Here is a 17,305-nt window from a genome sequence, read left to right on the forward strand (position 1 = left end):
TCATCCTGTCGCTCCGGCGAACCGGGGCTCCGATTAAGCGGTAGTAGCGGCGGACCCGAAGATACGCCTTCCGCGCGAATGCCTGTCCATGTGGAGAGACGGGCGGGCGTATAGCGGGGGCAACCTGCTGGCGCAACAGGCGATTTTGCTCCGCGACCGGTCCGGATCTGCCGTCCGATTCGGGGGTTTTGCGGCGTTGGGTTGCAGCTCGCGCGTGCGCAAACCGACCGAAGCGGACTGGTCCATCGCGGCAATTCGCACCGGATTGGAGTGATCGGCCCGCATTTTCTGCGAATAGGAGTGAGTTCCAAGAGGTGCCAATCCGGACTTCTTTCGATCTTCATCCGTTCTGGATTGGTGCTTTATTTGTTTCCGAAATGCACTCCGCTAGCCGTGAATAGTCGAATCTGAACCAATTGCTCCGGTGAGAAGGAGTCTGCCCATGTTGCTGGATTCGCTGAAAAAAACCTATGCGGCCGATCCGAACGTGCCGCAGCATTTCTACCGCGCGCTCGACGAGCTGATCGAAATCGCGCAGCAGCTCGCGCACGAACGGCTGCCGGCCAACCCGCAAGGCGAGGATCGCGCCAGCCCGCTTGGCAATCTCGAGGCCATGCGCGACGGCGTGTCGCATGCCGCCCTCGTGCGTGAAACGATCACGCTGCGACGACTGCGCGAACGGGTTTTTCCCAAGGAACTGTTCGCAGACCCTGCCTGGGACATATTGCTCGACCTCTACGGGTCGCACATCGCCCAGCACCGCGTGTCGGTGTCGAGCCTGTGCATTGCCGCCGAAGTCCCGGCGACGACGGCGCTACGCTGGATCACCAATCTCGAGGATGCCGGCTTCATCATCCGCGCCCGCGACCCGCATGACGGCCGCCGCGTCTTCGTCTCGCTGACCGAAGGGGCGGTGAAAGGGATGGAGCAAATTTTTGACGAGGTCGGGCGGCGGCAAGGTGCTGCAGCCTGATGTCGTGGGCTCAACGGTCCCAACGTAACGCATGGCGATCGGGCGGTTGCGAGTCGCGATGGGTGGTGGCGGCGGACCTCATTCTCCCGGATCAGTCCAATTCATGATGACGCGGTTGGAGAAGGAGCGATATCAGGTAATCATCAGCGCTTCATCATTAACCCAGATAAAGATTTCAGCCAGTTTCTCCGATCAGTCCGCGACGCGGTGAACGATGAGGAGAAGCTCGATGATCAAGACTATTTCTATGCTTGCGCTGGCCAGCGTGGCTTACGCGTCGCCCGCGGCATCACAGCAGTTTGGACCATGGCAATCGCCGATCAACGTGAATGACTACCCTGCATCCGGTGCCGTCAATACGCCGGCTCCGGAGGGGTGCCCCATCCTCGATCCCTACACCCAGGATTTATTTATCGCTTCGCCGCGCGACGGCACGATCGGAAGCCTCGATATCTGGCGCGCAACTTGGAATGGCGACGGTTGGGATACACCGGACAATCTCGGCGGTCCGATCAACACGGTCGACGCGGAATTCTGCCCGACGCCGACGCGCGGGCGCTGGCTCTATTTCGTGCGTCGCGACGGCGGGGGCGATAGTGACATCTTCCGCGCCAAGCTCTTGCCACAGGGCGAGATCAGCCAGCCGACCCGTCTGTCGATGCAGGTCAATTCGAACGCGGACGAGTGGAGCCCGTCAATCTACGAGCACAACGGCGATACCGTGCTCCACTTCTCGTCGACGCGCGACGGCGGGCAGCACGACGTCTATTACAGCGTCAATTTCGGCCCCGCGAAAAAGGCGCCGGGGCTCGCCAATCCCGGCATCGACGAGGCGCGTCCCAACATCAGGCGCGACGGTCTGGAAATCGTCTTCGACAGTGGCGGCGACGTCTACACGTCGAGCCGCGCCAGCGTTTACGACGATTGGAGCGCGCCGGTAAAAATCGACATCGTCAGCACGCCGGCTGGTGAGAGCCGCGCGTCGCTGAGTTGGGACGGGACCATGATGATCTACGGGTCGGGTGGCGACATCTTTGTCGCGACGCGAAAGAAAGTGACCGGCAAGACCAAGTAGCGTCGACGATAAGAAAAGGGCGCCCCGCGAGGGACGCCCTTTCTGCATTCGGTCCGGCGCGTCTACTTGACGAGTTCGACCTGGTCGAATTCCAGTTCGACCGGCGTCGCGCGGCCGAAGATCGAGACGCTGACTTTGACGCGGCCGCGGTCGAAATCGAGCTCTTCGACGATACCGTTGAAGCTTGCGAACGGACCTTCGAGCACCTTGACGTTGTCGCCGATCTCATAATCGACGCTGATCGTGACCTTGGGCGCATCCGCGGTCTCGTCCTTGGTGTCGAGCATGCGGTTGGCCTGCGCGTCGGGGATCGGCTGCGGCTTGCCGTTGGGGCCGAGGAAACCGGTGACCTTGGGCGTGTTCTTGACGAGGTGGAAGACGTCGTCGGTCATCACCAGCTTCGCCAGCACATAGCCGGGCATGAATTTGCGCTCGGTCTGGACCTTTTTGCCGCGCTTGATCTCGGTGATCGTCTCGGTCGGGACCTCGACGGCCTCGACCGCGTCCTCGAGCCCCAAGCGCTTGGCTTCGGACAGGACGGCTTCCTTCACCTTGTTTTCGAAACCGGAATAGGCGTGGATGATGTACCAGCGGGCCATGTCGTCAAATCTTTCGTAAACTGGGGATCTAGCTCAGCAGGCCTAGCAGCCACTGGACGATCGAGCTGAACAGCGTGTCGGTGCCGAGGAAGAAAATCGCGAGGATGGTGGTCATGATGAGCACCATGATCGCGGTGGTGATGGTTTCCTTGCGCGACGGCCAGACCACCTTGCGGGTCTCGGCGCGCACCTGGCGGATATATTCGCCGGGGGTTACCTTCTTCTTCGTGTCGGCCACGTGGCTGTTCCTCATTGTCTGGCGGCTTTCGGGTAGGGCTTTTCCCCCGCCGCTGACCGGGGTCAGTGTCGGGGAGCATGCACTACCATGTCCGCATGGGGAGGCGATGTAGCGGCGCCGTCGAGTCTTTGCAAGAGATGCAAGCGAGGTCAGGGCGGCCTGACCTCGTCGGACGGGATCGCATTTCGCGACCCGCCGTCCGGGCCTCCGGCTGGCCATGCGGCCACCGGAAAATAGCTGTCTCTATTTTCCTGCCATCGGCCTGGCAGGGGCAGCAGGATTCGAACCCGCGACCCTCGGTTTTGGAGACCGATGCTCTACCAGCTGAGCTATACCCCTAGGCCGAGGCGGGGGACTAGCCCCGCACCCTCATCGATGCAAGCCCTTTAGGCGGCGATTTCGAACGGCTGGATCTCGCCCGAGAGGTAGAGGTTGCGTGCCTTGACCCGTGACAACTTGCCCGAGCTGGTGCGCGGCAGGGTGCGCGGAGGCACCAGTTCGACGATCGGCGAAATGCCAGTGATCGAGCGCACGCGCTCCTTGATCTCGGCATGGAGCGTCGCGCGCTCGCCCGGATCGGACACGCGGCAGTGGACCAGCACGGCGGGCAACTCCTCGCCTGAATCGCTGGTCAGCGCGAAAGCGGCGATATCGCCCGACTTGAAGCCCGGGAGCTGCTCGACCGCCCATTCGATATCCTGCGGCCAATGGTTACGGCCGTTGATGATGATCATGTCTTTGGCGCGGCCGACGATGAAGATGTAACCATCGGACATATAGCCCATGTCGCCGGTGTCGAGCCAACCGTCGTCCGACAGGCAGGCCGCGGTCGATTCCTCGTCGCGATAATAGCCGACCATGACGCTGGAGCCACGACACAGGACGCGGCCGACTTCATGGTCGCCGAGAACCTTGTCTTCATTGTCGCGGATTTCGATTTCCATGCCCTCGACAGCCTTGCCGCAGTTGACGATGGCGCGGTAGCGCTGGGGACGATCGTCACCGCCAGGCGCGGGCGCGCCGCCGGCAAGCTTCTCTTCCTCGACCAGTTCGAGCTTGATGCCTTCGCCCGGCGGCATCAGCGACACGGCGAGCGTGGCTTCGGCGAGCCCGTAGCTGGGGCAGAAGGACGACGCCTGGAACCCGGCTTCGCCATAAATGTCGAGGAAGTGCTGCATCACGTCGGGGCGGATCATGTCCGCGCCATTGCCCGCAATGCGCCAGCGCGACAGGTCAAAGCGCTCCGACGGCTTGGACTGCGACGAGATGCGGCGAGCGCAAATGTCGTAGCCGAAGGTCGGCGAGTAAGAGAGGGTCGTGCCCGGGTTGCGGCTGATCAGGTCGAGCCAGGTCAGCGGGCGACGGGCGAAATCCTCGGTCTTCATGTAATCGACCGAAATCTGGTTCGCCATCGGCGAGAGCATGCAGCCGACCAGCCCCATATCGTGATACCAGGGCAGCCACGAAATGCAGCGGTCGGAATCCTGGACCTTCAGGCCCAGTCCATGCGCGCGCAAATTGTCGAGCAGCGAGCGGTGGGTGACCGCGACCCCGTGCGGGAAGCGGGTCGAGCCGCTGCTATACTGGAGATAGGCGATCGCATTTTCGTCGGCCTGCGGGAGCGGGGCGTCGCTCTGATCCTGCTCGGCAAGCTTCTCCCAGCTCATGGCCTTCACTTCGCGGCGCTCGGCCGCGTCGGTGGTGAAGCTTTCCATTTCTTCGGGGTAGAGGAAGAGCTGCGGGTCCGAGGACTGCAGCATGACATCGAGCTGGTCGGTATAGCTGTCGCGTCCGCCAAAGCTCGTCGGGAGCGGCAGCGGCACCGGCCAGAGACCGGCATAGACCGCGCCGAAGAAGCAGGCGGCGAAATCGGGGTTGGTCTCGGCAACCAGCGCAACGCGGTTACCGGGCTTGAGCCCGAGCGTCATGAAGCGGCGGGCATAGCCAAGCGCATCTTCGCGCAGCTCGGCATAGGGATAGGTGCGCAGCAGCGTCCCGCGCGCATCGTGAAAGTTCATCCCGCGACTGCCTTGGGCGGCATAGTCGAGCGCGTCGCCGACCGTCGCGAAATCCGCGATGCGACGGGGCTGCGTATCCAGTGTCGGGGTTGCGCCTTCGGGCGCCAGGTCGGTGGGCACGGATGGATTACCTTGAGCTGTTGATCCCCTGTGAGGCAACGGGCCTCGGCCGGGCCCGCATACGAGCCAGCTTCCTCCTGCCGCGACACTATGGCACAAAAAGGGCGATATGAGCGCCGATCCAGCCCCCAAGCGTCGCAAGAAGCGCAGGAAACCGCTCGATTCCGAACAGTTGGAGGCGCTCGCGCTTCATTATGTCGGACGCTACGCGACGAGCAGGTCGAAGCTCTCTCGCTATCTCGACCGCAAGATTTACGAGCGCGGATGGGAGGGCGAATGCGGTCCGGACGTCCCCGGGATCGTCGAGCGTTTCGCCAAGGCGGGCTATGTCGACGACTCGGCCTATGCCGCGATGCGCGCCCGCGATCTGGCGGCGCGAGGCTATGGCGAGGGGCGGCTGAGGCAACGACTCTACGCCGACGGCATTGCCGACGACGATAGCGAGGAAGCGCGCGCGATCGCGCAGGCGAACCGTGCCGAAGCCGCCATTGCCTTTGCCTCGCGCCGTCGTTTCGGTCCCTTCGCCGTCGCTCCGTTGGAGGACCAAAAAGCGCGGGAAAAGGCGCTTTCGGCGATGATCCGGGCGGGGCACAGCTTCGAAATTTCGAAGCGCATTCTCGCCATGGCGCCCGGCGATCCGATCAGCGCCGAAACACTTTGTGAATGAAAACAAGGCGTTGTCAACCTGGATAATCGTTATGTCGGTTTAACGACGTTAGCCTTTGTGCTAACGTTTCATCCAAGGAGGGCGCTCGGCGTATGCGAATGAGCGAACATGTAAACGACACGGAGGGTGGTGCGGAGCGCGCCGTCAGTCCCTCGCCCGCCAACGGTTCGTCGGCTCCCGAACGATCCGAGCCGGAAGAGCATGAAGTTTCGGGCCAGGTCAAATGGTTCGATACGACCCGCGGATTCGGCTTCATCGTTTCCGACGAAATTGACGGCGACATCCTGCTTCACTTCACCGTCCTGGCCGACCACGACCGGCGCAGCCTGCCCGAAGGCGCCAGCGTCGAGGTCACGGCGGTGAAGCATTCGCGCGGCTGGCAGGCCAAGCAAATCCACTCGATCGATCTCTCGACCGCCTTGCCCTACGAGCCGCGGACGTCCATGTCTTCCGGTGAACGGGCGGACCGCGCGTCGCTCCTCGACGATGCGGGGCCGTTCGAACCGGTGGAGGTGAAATGGTTCAATCGCGTTCGTGGCTACGGGTTCGTCAATCGGGAGGGGACCGAGGAACCCGACATCTTCGTGCATATGGAAACGGTGCGGGAGGCGGAGCTTCCGGATCTCGAGCCGGCCGACCGGCTGGACGCACGGATTGCCGAGGGCAAGAAGGGGCTGACCGCGGTCGCCCTGCGCGCGCCTCAATAAAGCACCTCCTTCTCGTATCGCTGACTGCGCTCGTCGCGACGCCCGTCGCCGCCTGCAAGGGTGGGGGCGAGGACGTCCAGCAACTGTCGCCGGCCGGCATGGAGCAGGCGCCGCTGACCATCACGACGGCCGACGGCCAGTCGCACGACTTCACTGTCGAGCTGGCGCTCACGGCCGACCAGCAGCAGCGCGGGATGATGGGGCGCCAGTCGCTCGCGCCCGACGAGGGCATGTTGTTCGTCTACGACACGCCCGACTATCGCAGCTTCTGGATGAAGAATACCTACATCCCGCTCGACATCATTTTCATCGATGGCAACGGCAAGATCCTCTCGATCGAGGAAAATACGGTGCCGCTTTCGCTCGAACCCTCGCTCAGCCTCGAGCCGGCATTGCTGGTGCTCGAACTGGCGGGCGGACGGTCGGCCGAGCTAGGCATCCAGCCGGGCGATACGGTGACCTGGGAACGCTAGGGTCAATCGGGCGCTTGTCTTGGGCGCTACGAACGGGCAAAGGCAGCCACGATCATGGGAATCATCGCAAATCTCTTCACCTGGTGGAACGGCGCGAGCCTAGGCACCACGCTGTTCACCTCGCGTCACGGCAACAAGGTCGGGACCGATGCGGCAGGCAATGCCTATTTCCAGCACGGCAAGGACCCCAAGCGTCGCTGGGTGATTTACGAAGGGTCGAACGACTCATCGCGCGTTCCGCCCGAATGGAATGCGTGGTTACGCGGGACCGTCGATGAGGTGCCCGACCAGTCGATGCCTCCGCGCCGTCCGTTCCAGAAGGAACCGCTTCCCAACATGACCGGCACGCTGTCTGCCTATCGCCCCGGCGGTTCGCTGGGCGGCGCGGGCAAACGGCCAGCGGCCACTGGCGATTATGAAGCCTGGAAGCCCGAATAAGCTCATCCTGATCGGCGCTGCCTTCGCGCTCGCGGCGTGCGAGGCGAAAGTGCCCGAGCGTGACGATATCGCCGACGAAGGCGAGATCGTCGACGAAAGCGAAGTGCTCGGCCCCAACGCGCCGGGCGTTACGCCAATGGCGGAGCGTGTCGCCGTGATCGGGTTGCTCAACAAGCGCAACGGCATCGTCACCGACCTCGAGATGCAGCCGGGGCAGGCGCGCCGCGTCGGCGATGCCATCGTGCGGCTGCGCGCATGCGAAAAGACGGCGCCGTGGGAGGCCGAGCAGCTGACCGGCGCCTTCATCCAGCTCGATGTGCGCCAGCGTCAGGGCGGCGGTTTCGACCGGGTTTTTTCGGGCTGGGTCTATGCCGAATCGCCGTCGCTCAACGTGGTCGAGCATCCGGTATTCGACGCCTGGCCCAAAAGCTGCACGATGAGCTTCCCCGAAGGCGATCCGCCGCCAGCGCGACGTCCGGGATCGTCGAGCATCGCGACAGCGCCGAGCGAGGGGCTGGGCGAAGCGGCCGGTGACGAGCCCGAGGACACGCCCGATCCGCTTGCACCGGCGCCCGAACCGGTTGCCGAACCCGCCGACAACGCCTGATCGAGCAGGTCGAGATAGCGCTCGCGCGGGACGGCGACCGCGCCTAGCGAGGCGAGGTGGTCGGTCATGAACTGGCAATCGAGCAGCTTGAACCCGCCAACCTTCATCCGTGCGACGAGATGGGCAAGCGCGACCTTCGAGGCATCGCGCGCGTCCGAGTACATGCTTTCGCCGAAGAAGGCGCCGCCCAGCCTGACGCCATAGACCCCGCCGACGAGCCGGTCGCCTAGCCAGCATTCGATCGAATGAGCGTGCCCGGCGGCGTGGAGGCCCAGCGTGGCACGCTCGATCGTCTCGTTGATCCACGTTTCGGGCCGCGCGGCGCACCCTCTGACGACGTCGGCAAAGGCAGTGTCGATGCGCACATCATAGACTTCGCGGCGGATGGTGCGCGCGAGGCTGCGCGAGAGGTGGAAGCCGTCGAGCGGAATGACTGCGCGCTCGCGCGGTTCGACCCAGAGAATGTCGGGCGCATCGCGGCTGTCGGCCATCGGGAAGATGCCCGCGCCATAGCCACGCAGCAGCATTCGGGGGTCGAGGACTTCCGCCATGGAAGAACCCTTAGAGGATTTCGCGGACCTTGTCCTGCGGTCGGGCGAGGACGACACCTTTGGTCGTTTCGACCAGCGGGCGCTCGATGAGGATGGGATGCTCCATCATCGCATCGAGGATTTCGTCGGCAGAAGCCTCGGCGAGGCCCAGCTCCTTCGCGATCGCCTCCTTGGCGCGCAGCCCCTGGCGCGGCGTGAGGCCCGCACGGTCGTAGAGCGCGACAAGCTCTTCGCGCGACAGGTCGCCGTTCAGATAGTCGATCGTCTCGACCGCATAGCCTTCCTCTTCGAGGATGGCCTTGGTCTTGCGCGCGGTGCCGCAGCGCGCGGTGAAGGTCATGCGGGCGGTCTTGCTCACGCGTCTTCGTCCTTGTCCTTGAGCCATTGCTCGAGCCACTTGATCGTGTAGTCGCCCGTCCGGAAAGCTTCGGTCTCGATGATGTCCTGATGGAGCGGCACGTTGGTCTTCATGCCACCGCCCGACACGACGAACTCTTCAAGCGCACGCTTGAGGCGCAGGATGCAGCTTTCGCGGTTGCGGCCGTACACGATCAGCTTGCCGATCATGCTGTCATAATAAGGCGGGACCGAATAGCCGGCGTAGAGGCCGCTATCGACGCGCACATGCATGCCGCCGGGCGCGACATATTTGTCGACCTTGCCGGGCGAGGGCGTGAAATTCTTCGGGTCCTCGGCATTGATGCGACATTCGATCGCGTGACCGTGCAGTTCGATCTCGTCCTGCTTGACCGTCAGCCCGTCGCCCTGCGCGACGTGGATCTGCTCGCGCACCAGGTCGATGCCGCTGATCATCTCGGTCACCGGGTGCTCGACCTGGAGGCGGGTATTCATTTCGATGAAGTAGAACTCGCCGTCTTCGTAAAGGAATTCGATCGTGCCGGCGCCGCGATAGCCCATGTCGGCCATCGCCTTGCGCACGCGCTCGCCCATTTCTTCGCGCTGCTCGGCGCTGATGACGGGCGAGGGGGCTTCCTCGATGACCTTCTGGTGGCGGCGCTGGATCGAACAGTCGCGCTCGCCAATGTGGATCGCGCCACCATTGCCGTCGCCGAACACCTGGAATTCGATGTGTCGCGGGTCGCCGAGATATTTTTCCATGTAGACGGTCGGGTCGCCAAACGCCGCATTGGCTTCGGACGAGGCCTGCTTCATCAGCGTGTCGAGCTGGCTGGCTTCGGGCACGACCTTCATGCCGCGACCGCCGCCGCCCGACGCGGCCTTGATCAGAACCGGGTAGCCGATTTCCTCGGCGAGTTCGGCGGCTTCCTCGACGCTTTCGAGAGCGCCTGCCGAGCCGGGCACAAGCGGGAGGCCGAGCTTGTCGGCGGTGCGCTTGGCCTCGACCTTGTCGCCCATGACGCGGATATGCTCGGGCTTGGGGCCGACCCAGATGATGTCGTGGCTTTCGACGATTTCGGCGAACTTCGCGTTTTCGGAAAGGAAGCCGTAGCCCGGGTGGATCGCATCGGCGTGCGTGACTTCGGCGGCCGAAATGATGTTGGGGATGTTGAGATAGGATTCGCCGGCGGGCGGCGGTCCGATGCAGACGGTTTCGTCGGCGAGGCGGACGTGCATCGCGTCGGCGTCGGCGGTCGAATGGACCGCGACCGTCTTGATCCCCATCTCGTGACAGGCACGATGGATGCGCAGGGCGATCTCGCCACGATTGGCGATGAGCAGTTTCTTGATCTGCGGCATTGCGGGCTTACCCGATGACGACGAGCGGCTGGTCGAATTCGACCGGCTGCGCATCGGCGACGAGGATCTTCTTGACCGTGCCCGACTTGGGCGCGGTGATCGGGTTCATCACCTTCATCGCTTCGACGATCAGCAGCGTATCGCCTTCCTTGACGCTCGCCCCTTCGGAAATGAAGGGCGCGGCGCCGGGCTCGGCGGCCATGTAGGCGGTGCCGACCATCGGCGACTTCACCGCGTCGGCGGGGACGTCGGCACCATCGTCGGCGGGCGCCTCGGCAGGCGCGGCTGCGGCGGGCGCAGGTGCGGCAGCGGCAGGGGCCGGAGCGGGGGCTGCAGCGGCAGCGGGCGCTGCGACCATGGTCAATTCGCGGCTGACCCGGATCTTGCGGTCGCCATCTTCGACTTCGATTTCGGTGAGCTCGTTCTGGCTCAACAGTTCGGCCAGTTCGCGGACCAGCGTGCTGTCGACACGCATCTTGGTTCCGCCCGTTTTGCTCTGGGCCATAAAATTCCCTCTGTTCCCTTTTAATCGGCGCTTTGGGGACGCCTTAGTCAGATGCGCGGTTTAGTGCGATGGAGGCCGCCGCGTCCAGAGCCATCCTGTAACCTGCTGTTCCAAAACCGAAAATGCCCGCTTTCGCGACCGGTGCGATGAGGCTTTCCTTGCGAAAATCCTCGCGCGCGGCCGGATTGGAGATGTGCAGTTCGATTACTGGCACGTCGATCGCGGCGACCGCGTCGCGAAGGGCGACCGAGGTATGGGTGAAGCCGCCGGCATTGAGGATCACGGCACCGAAGCATTCGCGGTGCGCACGTTGGAGCGCGTCGATCAACTCGCCTTCGTGATTCGACTGATCCGCCTCCAGCGAAACGCCCAGTTCGTCGGCTCGCGTTTCAAGGTCCGCGACGATGTCGTCGAGCGTCTCGGCCCCATAGGTCTCGGGCTCGCGCGTGCCGAGCATGTTGAGGTTGGGACCGTTGAGCACAAGGATGGTGGGTGGCGTCGCCATGGAGACTGCCTATATGGGGGCGAGCGAGAAGAGGAAAGTGCGCAAGTGACCATCAACGTGACGATCAATGGTGAGCCGAAAACCGCGCGGGAGGGCGCGTCGATCGCTTCGATGCTCGAAGCGCTCGGCATAAACCCGATCCGCGTCGCGGTGGAGCGCAATCTCGAGATCGTCCCGCGCTCGACGCTGACCGAGGTGACGGTCGAAGAGGGCGATCGTTTCGAGATCGTCCATTTCGTCGGGGGTGGCTAAGCCGCACCGCTTTCCCTAGGCAGCCCCCACAGCAGAGCAACAAGGCAGTATTTTTTCGTGACCGACAAGACCGACAGCTGGACCGTCGCCAGCCGCACCTTCACCTCGCGCCTGATCGTGGGCACGGGCAAGTATAAAGACTTTGCCGAAAATGCCGCGGCAGTGGAGGCTTCGGGCTCCGAAATCGTCACGGTCGCGGTGCGGCGCGTTAACGTGTCCGATCCCTCGCAACCGGTGCTGCAGGACCATATCGATCCCAAGAAGATCACCTACCTGCCCAACACGGCGGGCTGCTTCACCGCCGACGAGGCGATCCGCACGCTGCGCCTGGCGCGCGAAGCGGGTGGTTGGGACCTGGTGAAGCTGGAAGTGCTGGGCGAGGCGAAGACCCTCTATCCCGACATGCGCGAGACGCTGAAGGCGACCGAGGTGCTCGCGAACGAAGGCTTTCACCCGATGGTCTATTGCGTCGACGATCCGATCGCGGCGAAGCAACTCGAGGACGCGGGAGCGGTGGCGATTATGCCGCTGGGCGCGCCGATCGGCTCGGGGCTCGGGATCCAGAACCGCGTGACCATCCGCTTGATCGTCGAAGGGGCGAGCGTACCCGTGCTCGTCGATGCCGGGGTCGGCACCGCGTCGGACGCGGCGGTCGCGATGGAGCTGGGCTGTGACGGCGTGTTGATGAACACCGCCATCGCCGAAGCCAAGGAGCCGGTGCGCATGGCGCGGGCGATGAAACTGGCGGTCGAGGCGGGGCGCGAGGCGTATCTGTCGGGCCGCATGGCCAAGCGCCGCTATGCCGACCCGTCCAGCCCGCTGGCAGGGCTGATCTAGCATCCGTTTGGAGGTCTCTCCGAAACGGATGTGAGCCCTCCCAAATCGGACATAAAACCCAGAAACATCAATAGCTTAGATGCGTTTCCATCTCATCGTAACCTGGTGAGAAAGGTTCGCCATGGGTTATCGCGCCTTGGACATCGTGCCAGGGGGGGACGTGAAGGGTGGCAGTTTCATCGACGACGAACGGCTATTGCCGCTGTTCGGCGATCCGGATGCCCGAAGGCACTTACGATGGCGCTCGATATTCGACACTGACCAATGCGAGGAAGCGGACGCTGAACTCCTCAAATCACTGCCGTCGCTATTCTGACCTCGGGTTGCGACGAAATGAGGGGCGATTTGCCAAGTCCGCTCGTTGATCCCGTAACAGCAACCCGCAGTAGGAGTGACGACATGGGTGAACTGAAAGAGAAGATCAAAGGCAACACCAATGAAGCCATCGGCGAAACCAAGCAGGCCGTGGGCGATGCCACCGACAACGAAAAAATGGAACAAGAAGGCGTCGAGCAGGAAGCGAAAGGCAAGGGCCAGCAGCTGAAGGGCGAGGTCGAAGGATTTTTCGGCAACGACATCTAGTCGACGCTAGAAACGAACACAGGGGAAGGTCGTCCATTCGGGCGGCCTTTTCTTTTGCGCTGGCTGGCTCCGTTTCTCTCTTTCGGCGCGAGGAGCGTATGATGCGCCGTGATGGATCAAGATCGGCAACGCATGTCCAGGCTCGCCATGGTGCGAGACCAGATTGCTGCCCGGGGCATCAGCGACCTGTTGCTGCTGGAAGCGATGCGCCGTGTCCCGCGTCACCTGTTCGTGCCGCCATCTCTCGTGCGTCGAGCAGTTGAGGATTGCGCGTTGCCGATCGGTGAGGGGCAGACAATCAGCCAACCCTATATCGCTGCGCTGATGATCGAGGCGGCACAGATCGAGCCGGGCCACGCCGTCTTGGAGGTCGGATCGGGCTCCGGGTATGTCGCGGCCCTACTTGCCACGATGGGAGCCCAAGTCACCGCGATCGAAGTTGTTCCGGCATTATGCGACGCTGCGCAGGAGCGCGTGGCAGCGCTCGGCTTGTCGATCGTGATGCGTTGCGGCGATGGGAAGGCAGGCGCGCCAGACAAGGCGCCATTCCAGTCGATCATCGTCTCGGCGACCGGGAGCGATCCACCCGACGCGCTTGTCGAACAATTGGATGAAGGCGGAAGGCTCGTCATGCCCGTGCGCGGCAGGCGGGGGGAAATCCTGCGAGTGCTCACCAAGAGTGGCGACTGGCTGGACGACAGGCCGCTTGGCGCGGTCCGCTTCGTTCCGCTGGTCTAGCGCTTGGCTTTCAACGCTGCGAGCGTCGTGGCGTTGGTGATTTGTTCGATGTCGGTGATGCAATGGATCAGGCGGACGCCCGTGCGGTCCATCGCCGCGTCGAGCGCGGGTGCGAACTGCTCGGTCTTCTCGACGCGCGTGCCCCAGCCGCCGAAACTTTCCGCGAATTTCACAAAGTCGGGGTTGCCCGAGGACAGGCCGGTCGCGCTTTCACGGTCGGGATAGTCGCGTTCCTGATGCATGCGGATGGTACCGTATGTGCCATTATCGACGAGGATGACGAGCAGGTCGGTGCCGTTGGCGGCAGCCGTCGCCAGTTCCTGCCCGTTCATCAGGAAATCGCCATCGCCCGCGACGCAGACGACGGGGCGGTCCCTGAAGCGGAGCGAGGCGGCGACGGCGGCGGGCAGGCCATAGCCCATCGTGCCGCTGGTCGGGGCCAGCTGGCTCGGCTGGTCGCCATAATGCCAGTAGCGGTGCCACCAGCCCGAGAAATTGCCCGCGCCATTGCAGATGATCGCGGTGTCGCCCAGCTTCTTGCGCATCGTTGCGACGCACGGGCCGAGGTCGAGCGCAACACCGTCGCGAGGTTGTGGAGTCGACCAGTCGAGCCAGCTCTGATGCGCTTCCCTGCCAGCCGAGAAGGGGACGAGATCGGGGTCGTCCCAATCGTCGCACATCTCCGCAAATTCTTTCATGTCGGCGCAGATTGGCAGACTGGTACGATAGACCCGGCCCAACTCGTTGGGGTCGGGGTGGACGTGAACCAGCGTCTGGTCGGGATGGTCGGGGGTGATCAGCGTATAGCCGTCCATGGTGGACTCGCCGAGCCGTGCACCCACCGCAATGACGAGATCCGCCTCGCGCACCCGCTTCTGGAGATCGGGATTGGGGCCATAGCCCAGTTGCCCGGCATAGACGGGACAGTCGTTGCGGATCGCATCCTGGCGGCGGAAGGCGGCGGCGACGGGCAGGCCGATGCGCGTCGCGAAATTGGCGAAATGGTGGCCGGCACACGGGCTCCAGTCGGCTCCGCCGACGATGGCGATAGGCGAGGCGGCATCCTTGAGCAGCGCGAACAGGGCTTCGATCGCGCCGGGATCGGCGGGCTGGGCGAGTGGCGGCACGCGGCCGCGGTCGAGCGCTTCGACCTCGTCGCGCAGCATGTCTTCGGGAATGGAAAGCACCACCGGCCCGGGTCGGCCCGACATGGCCACGCGAAAGGCGCGGGCGACATATTCGGGAATGCGCGCGGCATCGTCGATCCGCGCGCTCCACTTGGCGACCGGCTTGAAGAAGGCCTCCATGTCGATTTCCTGGAAGCCCTCGCGGTCGCGGTCGCCGCGCGCGAGATCGCCGACGAACAGGATCATCGGGGTCGAGTCCTGAAAAGCGACGTGGACGCCCGCGCTGGCGTTGGTCGCCCCGGGTCCGCGGGTGACGAAAGCGATGCCCGGACGCCCGGTCATCTTGCCGTCGGCGTCGGCCATGTAGGTGACACCGCCTTCCTGGCGGCAGACGACCGCGTCGATTTCGGGACTGTCGTGCAGTGCGTCGAGAACGGCGAGAAAGCTTTCGCCCGGAACGGTGAAGCAACGATCCACGCCATTGGCGAGAAGCTGGTCGACGAGAATGCGGCCGCCGGTCCGAAGAGTGCCCTTGCTCATGGGGCGGCTCTAGCGCCGGGCGCGCGGGCCGTCACGGAGAAATGCACGCGGGGTGACCTGACGAGCAACGTTCAGCATGCGGGGAATCGGGACGCTGCCCGCCAGATCATGTGACACGGTCTCATGGTCGGGCGGATGCGCCAAACGACCTTCGACCAAGCGACGAACGGGGGCGAAAAAAGGGCGGCACCTCACGGCACCGCCCTTTGTCATTCGTTCGAAAGTCGCGACTTAGTCGTCGTCTTCCGCTTCGGCGTCGGCCGCGTCGACGTCCACTTCGGGGACTTCGACGGTGACTTCGTCAGTTCCGACATCGACGTCGGCGACATCGGCATCGATATCGGGCAGCGCGCCGCCTTCGACTTCGACTTCAGGGGCTTCGAGCTCGCCTTCCGAGCTGAAGTCGATGACACCGGTCACCAGCAGCAGCAGGAATACGACCACCGCAACAAGGATGATCCACAGCAGGCTCTTATTGCCTTCGCCACGTTCGTTCATAGAAAACTTCCTTTTCGTAAAAACTCTGTAGGCGCCCCCAACGCGGAAGGTGCCCCCTCGGTTGCAGCGACGTAACGATTACTGCATGTGGATGGCCTTGACCACCTGATAAGTTTCAAGGCCCTCCTTACCGCCTTCGGAGCCGAATCCACTGTCCTTGATCCCACCGAACGGCGAGTCCGCGCCCGAGATGGCGAAGCCGTTGATTCCGACCATCCCTGCCTCGATTTCGTCGCCCAAAATGTTTGCACGGCGCAAATTTTCAGTGAATGCAAATGCAGCCAATCCGTAGGGGAGGCGGTTCGCCTGGTGGAGTGCTTCGTCGAGATCCTTGAACGGGCGAGTGATTGCCACAGGGCCGAACGGCTCGTCGTTCATGATCTTGGCCTCGAGCGGCACGTTGGCGAGCAGCGTCGGCTGGAAGAAGAAGCCGTTGTCGCCGCGGGTCCCGCCGGCCATCAGCTCGGCACCGTGCGACTTGGCATCGTCGACCAGCGCCTCGATCGCTTCGGGACGGCGCCCGTTGGCGAGCGGGCCCATCTGGGTGCCATCCTCCATGCCGTTGCCGACCTGCACCTGCTTGGTGCGCTCGGCAAAGCCCTTCACAAAGGCGTCATGGATGCCCTCCTGGACGTAGAAGCGGGTCGGCGAGACGCAGACCTGGCCGGCGTTGCGGAATTTCTGCGGGACGACCGCGTCGAGCGTCTTTTCCAGATCGACATCGTCGAAGATCAGCACCGGCGCATGTCCGCCGAGCTCGAGCGTCAGGCGCTGGAGGTTGTCTGCGGCGAGCCCCATCAGATGCTTGCCCACCGGAACCGAACCGGTGAAGCTGACCTTGCGCACGATGTCCGAGCCGATGAGGTGGCGGCTGACCATGTCGGGGACGCCGTGGACGAGCTGGAACACGCCCTTGGGAATGCCCGCCTCGTCGAGCGCCTTGGCGACCGCACCGGTCGATCCCGGCGTTTCCTCGGGCGGCTTGGAGATGACGGTGCAACCCGCGGCAAGCGCAGCGGCGACTTTCTTCGCCAGCAGGTAGATCGGGAAATTCCACGGCGTGAAGGTTGCCACGACCCCGACCGGCTGATGCAGGACGATCGAGCGCTGGCCCGTCGGACGCACTAGCGTGCGGCCATAATTGCGCTTCGCCTCTTCGGCATACCAGTCGAACATCTGCGCGGCGCCATAGACTTCGCCGATCGCTTCCTTAATCGGCTTGCCCTGTTCCTGCGTCAGCAGCGCGCCGATTTCCTTGGCGTTGGCCTTCAGGTAGCTCGCGGCCTTGTGGAGGATCGAGGCGCGCTTCTCGACGTCGAGCCCGCGCCAGTCGGGATAGGCGCGCTGGGCGGCGTCGAGGGCGCGGTCGAGATCGTCCTTGGTCGCCAGCGGCAGTTGCGCGATCGTCTCGGCGGTGGCGGGATTGATGACGTCATGACAGTCGCGGCCTTCGCCCGCTGCCCATGCGCCATCGATGAAGAGTTTGAGATCGGTCTGATAGGTCATGGCAAAGCAGATAGGCCCGAAGGTCGCGGG

22 protein-coding genes, 1 tRNA gene and 1 pseudogene are annotated in these 17,305 nt (G+C 63.7%); 12 read left to right on the forward strand and 12 right to left on the reverse strand.

Annotated elements, in window-relative coordinates:
• The first annotated feature begins 442 nt into the window (after positions 1-442).
• On the forward strand, positions 443-973 hold the full coding sequence (locus KTQ36_RS04510) for a winged helix DNA-binding protein (RefSeq protein WP_218632539.1): 531 nt from the start codon (positions 443-445) through the stop codon (positions 971-973).
• 229 nt (positions 974-1,202) lie between these two features.
• Positions 1,203-2,048 carry a hypothetical protein gene (locus KTQ36_RS04515; RefSeq protein ID WP_218632540.1) on the forward strand — a complete coding sequence of 282 codons (846 nt, stop codon included), beginning with the start codon at positions 1,203-1,205 and terminating at the stop codon, positions 2,046-2,048.
• Positions 2,049-2,110: 62 nt separating this feature from the next.
• Here KTQ36_RS04515 and nusG read toward each other — a convergent pair whose 3' ends face one another.
• From nusG to KTQ36_RS04535, 4 genes are all read right to left on the reverse strand, one after another.
• The gene (gene nusG, locus KTQ36_RS04520; RefSeq protein WP_218632541.1) at positions 2,111-2,647 is read right to left on the reverse strand and encodes a transcription termination/antitermination protein NusG; all 537 of its coding nucleotides are present in this window, start codon (positions 2,645-2,647) and stop codon (positions 2,111-2,113) included.
• 28 nt (positions 2,648-2,675) lie between these two features.
• Positions 2,676-2,885 carry a preprotein translocase subunit SecE gene (gene secE, locus KTQ36_RS04525; RefSeq protein WP_345777664.1) on the reverse strand — a complete coding sequence of 70 codons (210 nt, stop codon included), beginning with the start codon at positions 2,883-2,885 and terminating at the stop codon, positions 2,676-2,678.
• A 263-nt stretch (positions 2,886-3,148) separates the two neighbouring features.
• Positions 3,149-3,224 (reverse strand) — tRNA-Trp (locus KTQ36_RS04530).
• Between the two features lie 47 nt (positions 3,225-3,271).
• Positions 3,272-5,023 (reverse strand): fatty acyl-AMP ligase, encoded by a 1,752-nt coding sequence (locus tag KTQ36_RS04535; RefSeq protein WP_218632543.1) that lies wholly within the window; start codon positions 5,021-5,023, stop codon positions 3,272-3,274.
• A 109-nt stretch (positions 5,024-5,132) separates the two neighbouring features.
• Between KTQ36_RS04535 and KTQ36_RS04540 the strand changes: the two genes are divergently transcribed.
• The 5 genes and pseudogenes from KTQ36_RS04540 to KTQ36_RS11335 form a co-directional block, all read left to right on the forward strand.
• A complete protein-coding gene (locus KTQ36_RS04540) occupies positions 5,133-5,690 on the forward strand; it encodes a regulatory protein RecX (protein WP_218632544.1) in 558 nt (185 codons plus the stop codon).
• A 98-nt stretch (positions 5,691-5,788) separates the two neighbouring features.
• Complete coding sequence (locus KTQ36_RS04545; protein WP_218632545.1) at positions 5,789-6,397, forward strand: cold-shock protein; 609 nt, start codon at positions 5,789-5,791, stop codon at positions 6,395-6,397.
• Positions 6,398-6,495: 98 nt separating this feature from the next.
• Complete coding sequence (locus KTQ36_RS04550) at positions 6,496-6,870, forward strand: DUF192 domain-containing protein (protein ID WP_218632546.1); 375 nt, start codon at positions 6,496-6,498, stop codon at positions 6,868-6,870.
• A 54-nt stretch (positions 6,871-6,924) separates the two neighbouring features.
• A complete protein-coding gene (locus KTQ36_RS04555) occupies positions 6,925-7,308 on the forward strand; it encodes an NADH:ubiquinone oxidoreductase subunit NDUFA12 (protein WP_218632547.1) in 384 nt (127 codons plus the stop codon).
• Between the two features lie 202 nt (positions 7,309-7,510).
• Positions 7,511-7,681 (forward strand): annotated as a pseudogene (locus KTQ36_RS11335) (DUF2155 domain-containing protein); the annotation flags it as partial.
• On the opposite strand, the gene aat reads toward KTQ36_RS11335, so the two are convergent.
• The 5 genes from aat to aroQ are packed head-to-tail and all read right to left on the reverse strand — an operon-like array spanning position 7,675 to position 11,195.
• Positions 7,675-8,466, reverse strand: a complete 792-nt coding sequence (aat, locus tag KTQ36_RS04565) for a leucyl/phenylalanyl-tRNA--protein transferase (RefSeq protein WP_218632548.1) — start codon at positions 8,464-8,466, stop codon at positions 7,675-7,677. The pseudogene KTQ36_RS11335 and the gene aat sit on opposite strands and share 7 nt — an antisense overlap.
• Before the next feature lie 10 nt (positions 8,467-8,476).
• Positions 8,477-8,806, reverse strand: coding sequence for an ArsC/Spx/MgsR family protein (locus KTQ36_RS04570; RefSeq protein ID WP_218633824.1), 330 nt, complete (start codon positions 8,804-8,806; stop codon positions 8,477-8,479).
• Positions 8,807-8,820: 14 nt separating this feature from the next.
• Positions 8,821-10,185 carry an acetyl-CoA carboxylase biotin carboxylase subunit gene (gene accC, locus KTQ36_RS04575; protein ID WP_218632549.1) on the reverse strand — a complete coding sequence of 455 codons (1,365 nt, stop codon included), beginning with the start codon at positions 10,183-10,185 and terminating at the stop codon, positions 8,821-8,823.
• 7 nt (positions 10,186-10,192) lie between these two features.
• Positions 10,193-10,690 (reverse strand): acetyl-CoA carboxylase biotin carboxyl carrier protein, encoded by a 498-nt coding sequence (accB, locus tag KTQ36_RS04580; protein WP_255554232.1) that lies wholly within the window; start codon positions 10,688-10,690, stop codon positions 10,193-10,195.
• Positions 10,691-10,733: 43 nt separating this feature from the next.
• Complete coding sequence (gene aroQ / locus KTQ36_RS04585; protein ID WP_218632550.1) at positions 10,734-11,195, reverse strand: type II 3-dehydroquinate dehydratase; 462 nt, start codon at positions 11,193-11,195, stop codon at positions 10,734-10,736.
• Between the two features lie 45 nt (positions 11,196-11,240).
• Between aroQ and thiS the strand changes: the two genes are divergently transcribed.
• The 5 genes from thiS (at position 11,241) to KTQ36_RS04610 (ending at position 13,604) form a co-directional block, all read left to right on the forward strand.
• Positions 11,241-11,447, forward strand: a complete 207-nt coding sequence (thiS, locus tag KTQ36_RS11545) for a sulfur carrier protein ThiS (protein ID WP_218632551.1) — start codon at positions 11,241-11,243, stop codon at positions 11,445-11,447.
• Between the two features lie 57 nt (positions 11,448-11,504).
• Positions 11,505-12,284, forward strand: coding sequence for a bifunctional sulfur carrier protein/thiazole synthase protein (locus KTQ36_RS04595; protein ID WP_218632552.1), 780 nt, complete (start codon positions 11,505-11,507; stop codon positions 12,282-12,284).
• A gap of 121 nt (positions 12,285-12,405) precedes the next feature.
• Positions 12,406-12,600 carry a hypothetical protein gene (locus tag KTQ36_RS04600; RefSeq protein WP_218632553.1) on the forward strand — a complete coding sequence of 65 codons (195 nt, stop codon included), beginning with the start codon at positions 12,406-12,408 and terminating at the stop codon, positions 12,598-12,600.
• Positions 12,601-12,683: 83 nt separating this feature from the next.
• Entirely contained in the window at positions 12,684-12,866 is a 183-nt protein-coding gene (locus KTQ36_RS04605) for a CsbD family protein (RefSeq protein WP_218632554.1), read from the forward strand.
• Positions 12,867-12,998: 132 nt separating this feature from the next.
• Complete coding sequence (locus KTQ36_RS04610) at positions 12,999-13,604, forward strand: protein-L-isoaspartate(D-aspartate) O-methyltransferase (protein ID WP_218632555.1); 606 nt, start codon at positions 12,999-13,001, stop codon at positions 13,602-13,604.
• Here KTQ36_RS04610 and KTQ36_RS04615 read toward each other — a convergent pair.
• The 3 genes from KTQ36_RS04615 to KTQ36_RS04625 form a co-directional block, all read right to left on the reverse strand.
• Positions 13,601-15,271: a thiamine pyrophosphate-binding protein gene (locus tag KTQ36_RS04615; protein ID WP_218632556.1), complete on the reverse strand. Its 1,671-nt coding sequence runs from the start codon at positions 15,269-15,271 to the stop codon at positions 13,601-13,603. The two genes, KTQ36_RS04610 and KTQ36_RS04615, sit on opposite strands and share 4 nt — an antisense overlap.
• A 231-nt stretch (positions 15,272-15,502) precedes the next feature.
• Positions 15,503-15,769: a hypothetical protein gene (locus KTQ36_RS04620; RefSeq protein WP_218632557.1), complete on the reverse strand. Its 267-nt coding sequence runs from the start codon at positions 15,767-15,769 to the stop codon at positions 15,503-15,505.
• Between the two features lie 78 nt (positions 15,770-15,847).
• Positions 15,848-17,275 carry an NAD-dependent succinate-semialdehyde dehydrogenase gene (locus tag KTQ36_RS04625; RefSeq protein WP_218632558.1) on the reverse strand — a complete coding sequence of 476 codons (1,428 nt, stop codon included), beginning with the start codon at positions 17,273-17,275 and terminating at the stop codon, positions 15,848-15,850.
• Positions 17,276-17,305: the final 30 nt, after the last annotated feature.

It is taken from the genome of Sphingomicrobium clamense, from assembly GCF_019264355.1.
Taxonomy (GTDB): domain Bacteria; phylum Pseudomonadota; class Alphaproteobacteria; order Sphingomonadales; family Sphingomonadaceae; genus Sphingomicrobium; species Sphingomicrobium clamense.

Coding starts and splice junctions, on each gene's coding strand:
- KTQ36_RS04510 (WP_218632539.1), top strand. CDS start 443: ATGTTGCTGGATTCGCTGAAAAAAACCTATGCGGCCGATCCGAACGTG.
- KTQ36_RS04515 (WP_218632540.1), top strand. CDS start 1,203: ATGATCAAGACTATTTCTATGCTTGCGCTGGCCAGCGTGGCTTACGCG.
- nusG (WP_218632541.1), bottom strand. CDS start 2,647: ATGGCCCGCTGGTACATCATCCACGCCTATTCCGGTTTCGAAAACAAG.
- KTQ36_RS04540 (WP_218632544.1), top strand. CDS start 5,133: ATGAGCGCCGATCCAGCCCCCAAGCGTCGCAAGAAGCGCAGGAAACCG.
- KTQ36_RS04545 (WP_218632545.1), top strand. CDS start 5,789: ATGAGCGAACATGTAAACGACACGGAGGGTGGTGCGGAGCGCGCCGTC.
- KTQ36_RS04550 (WP_218632546.1), top strand. CDS start 6,496: ATGGAGCAGGCGCCGCTGACCATCACGACGGCCGACGGCCAGTCGCAC.
- KTQ36_RS04555 (WP_218632547.1), top strand. CDS start 6,925: ATGGGAATCATCGCAAATCTCTTCACCTGGTGGAACGGCGCGAGCCTA.
- aat (WP_218632548.1), bottom strand. CDS start 8,466: ATGGCGGAAGTCCTCGACCCCCGAATGCTGCTGCGTGGCTATGGCGCG.
- KTQ36_RS04570 (WP_218633824.1), bottom strand. CDS start 8,806: ATGACCTTCACCGCGCGCTGCGGCACCGCGCGCAAGACCAAGGCCATC.
- accC (WP_218632549.1), bottom strand. CDS start 10,185: ATGCCGCAGATCAAGAAACTGCTCATCGCCAATCGTGGCGAGATCGCC.
- accB (WP_255554232.1), bottom strand. CDS start 10,690: ATGGCCCAGAGCAAAACGGGCGGAACCAAGATGCGTGTCGACAGCACG.
- aroQ (WP_218632550.1), bottom strand. CDS start 11,195: ATGGCGACGCCACCCACCATCCTTGTGCTCAACGGTCCCAACCTCAAC.
- KTQ36_RS04600 (WP_218632553.1), top strand. CDS start 12,406: ATGGGTTATCGCGCCTTGGACATCGTGCCAGGGGGGGACGTGAAGGGT.
- KTQ36_RS04605 (WP_218632554.1), top strand. CDS start 12,684: ATGGGTGAACTGAAAGAGAAGATCAAAGGCAACACCAATGAAGCCATC.
- KTQ36_RS04610 (WP_218632555.1), top strand. CDS start 12,999: ATGTCCAGGCTCGCCATGGTGCGAGACCAGATTGCTGCCCGGGGCATC.
- KTQ36_RS04615 (WP_218632556.1), bottom strand. CDS start 15,271: ATGAGCAAGGGCACTCTTCGGACCGGCGGCCGCATTCTCGTCGACCAG.
- KTQ36_RS04620 (WP_218632557.1), bottom strand. CDS start 15,769: ATGAACGAACGTGGCGAAGGCAATAAGAGCCTGCTGTGGATCATCCTT.
- KTQ36_RS04625 (WP_218632558.1), bottom strand. CDS start 17,275: ATGACCTATCAGACCGATCTCAAACTCTTCATCGATGGCGCATGGGCA.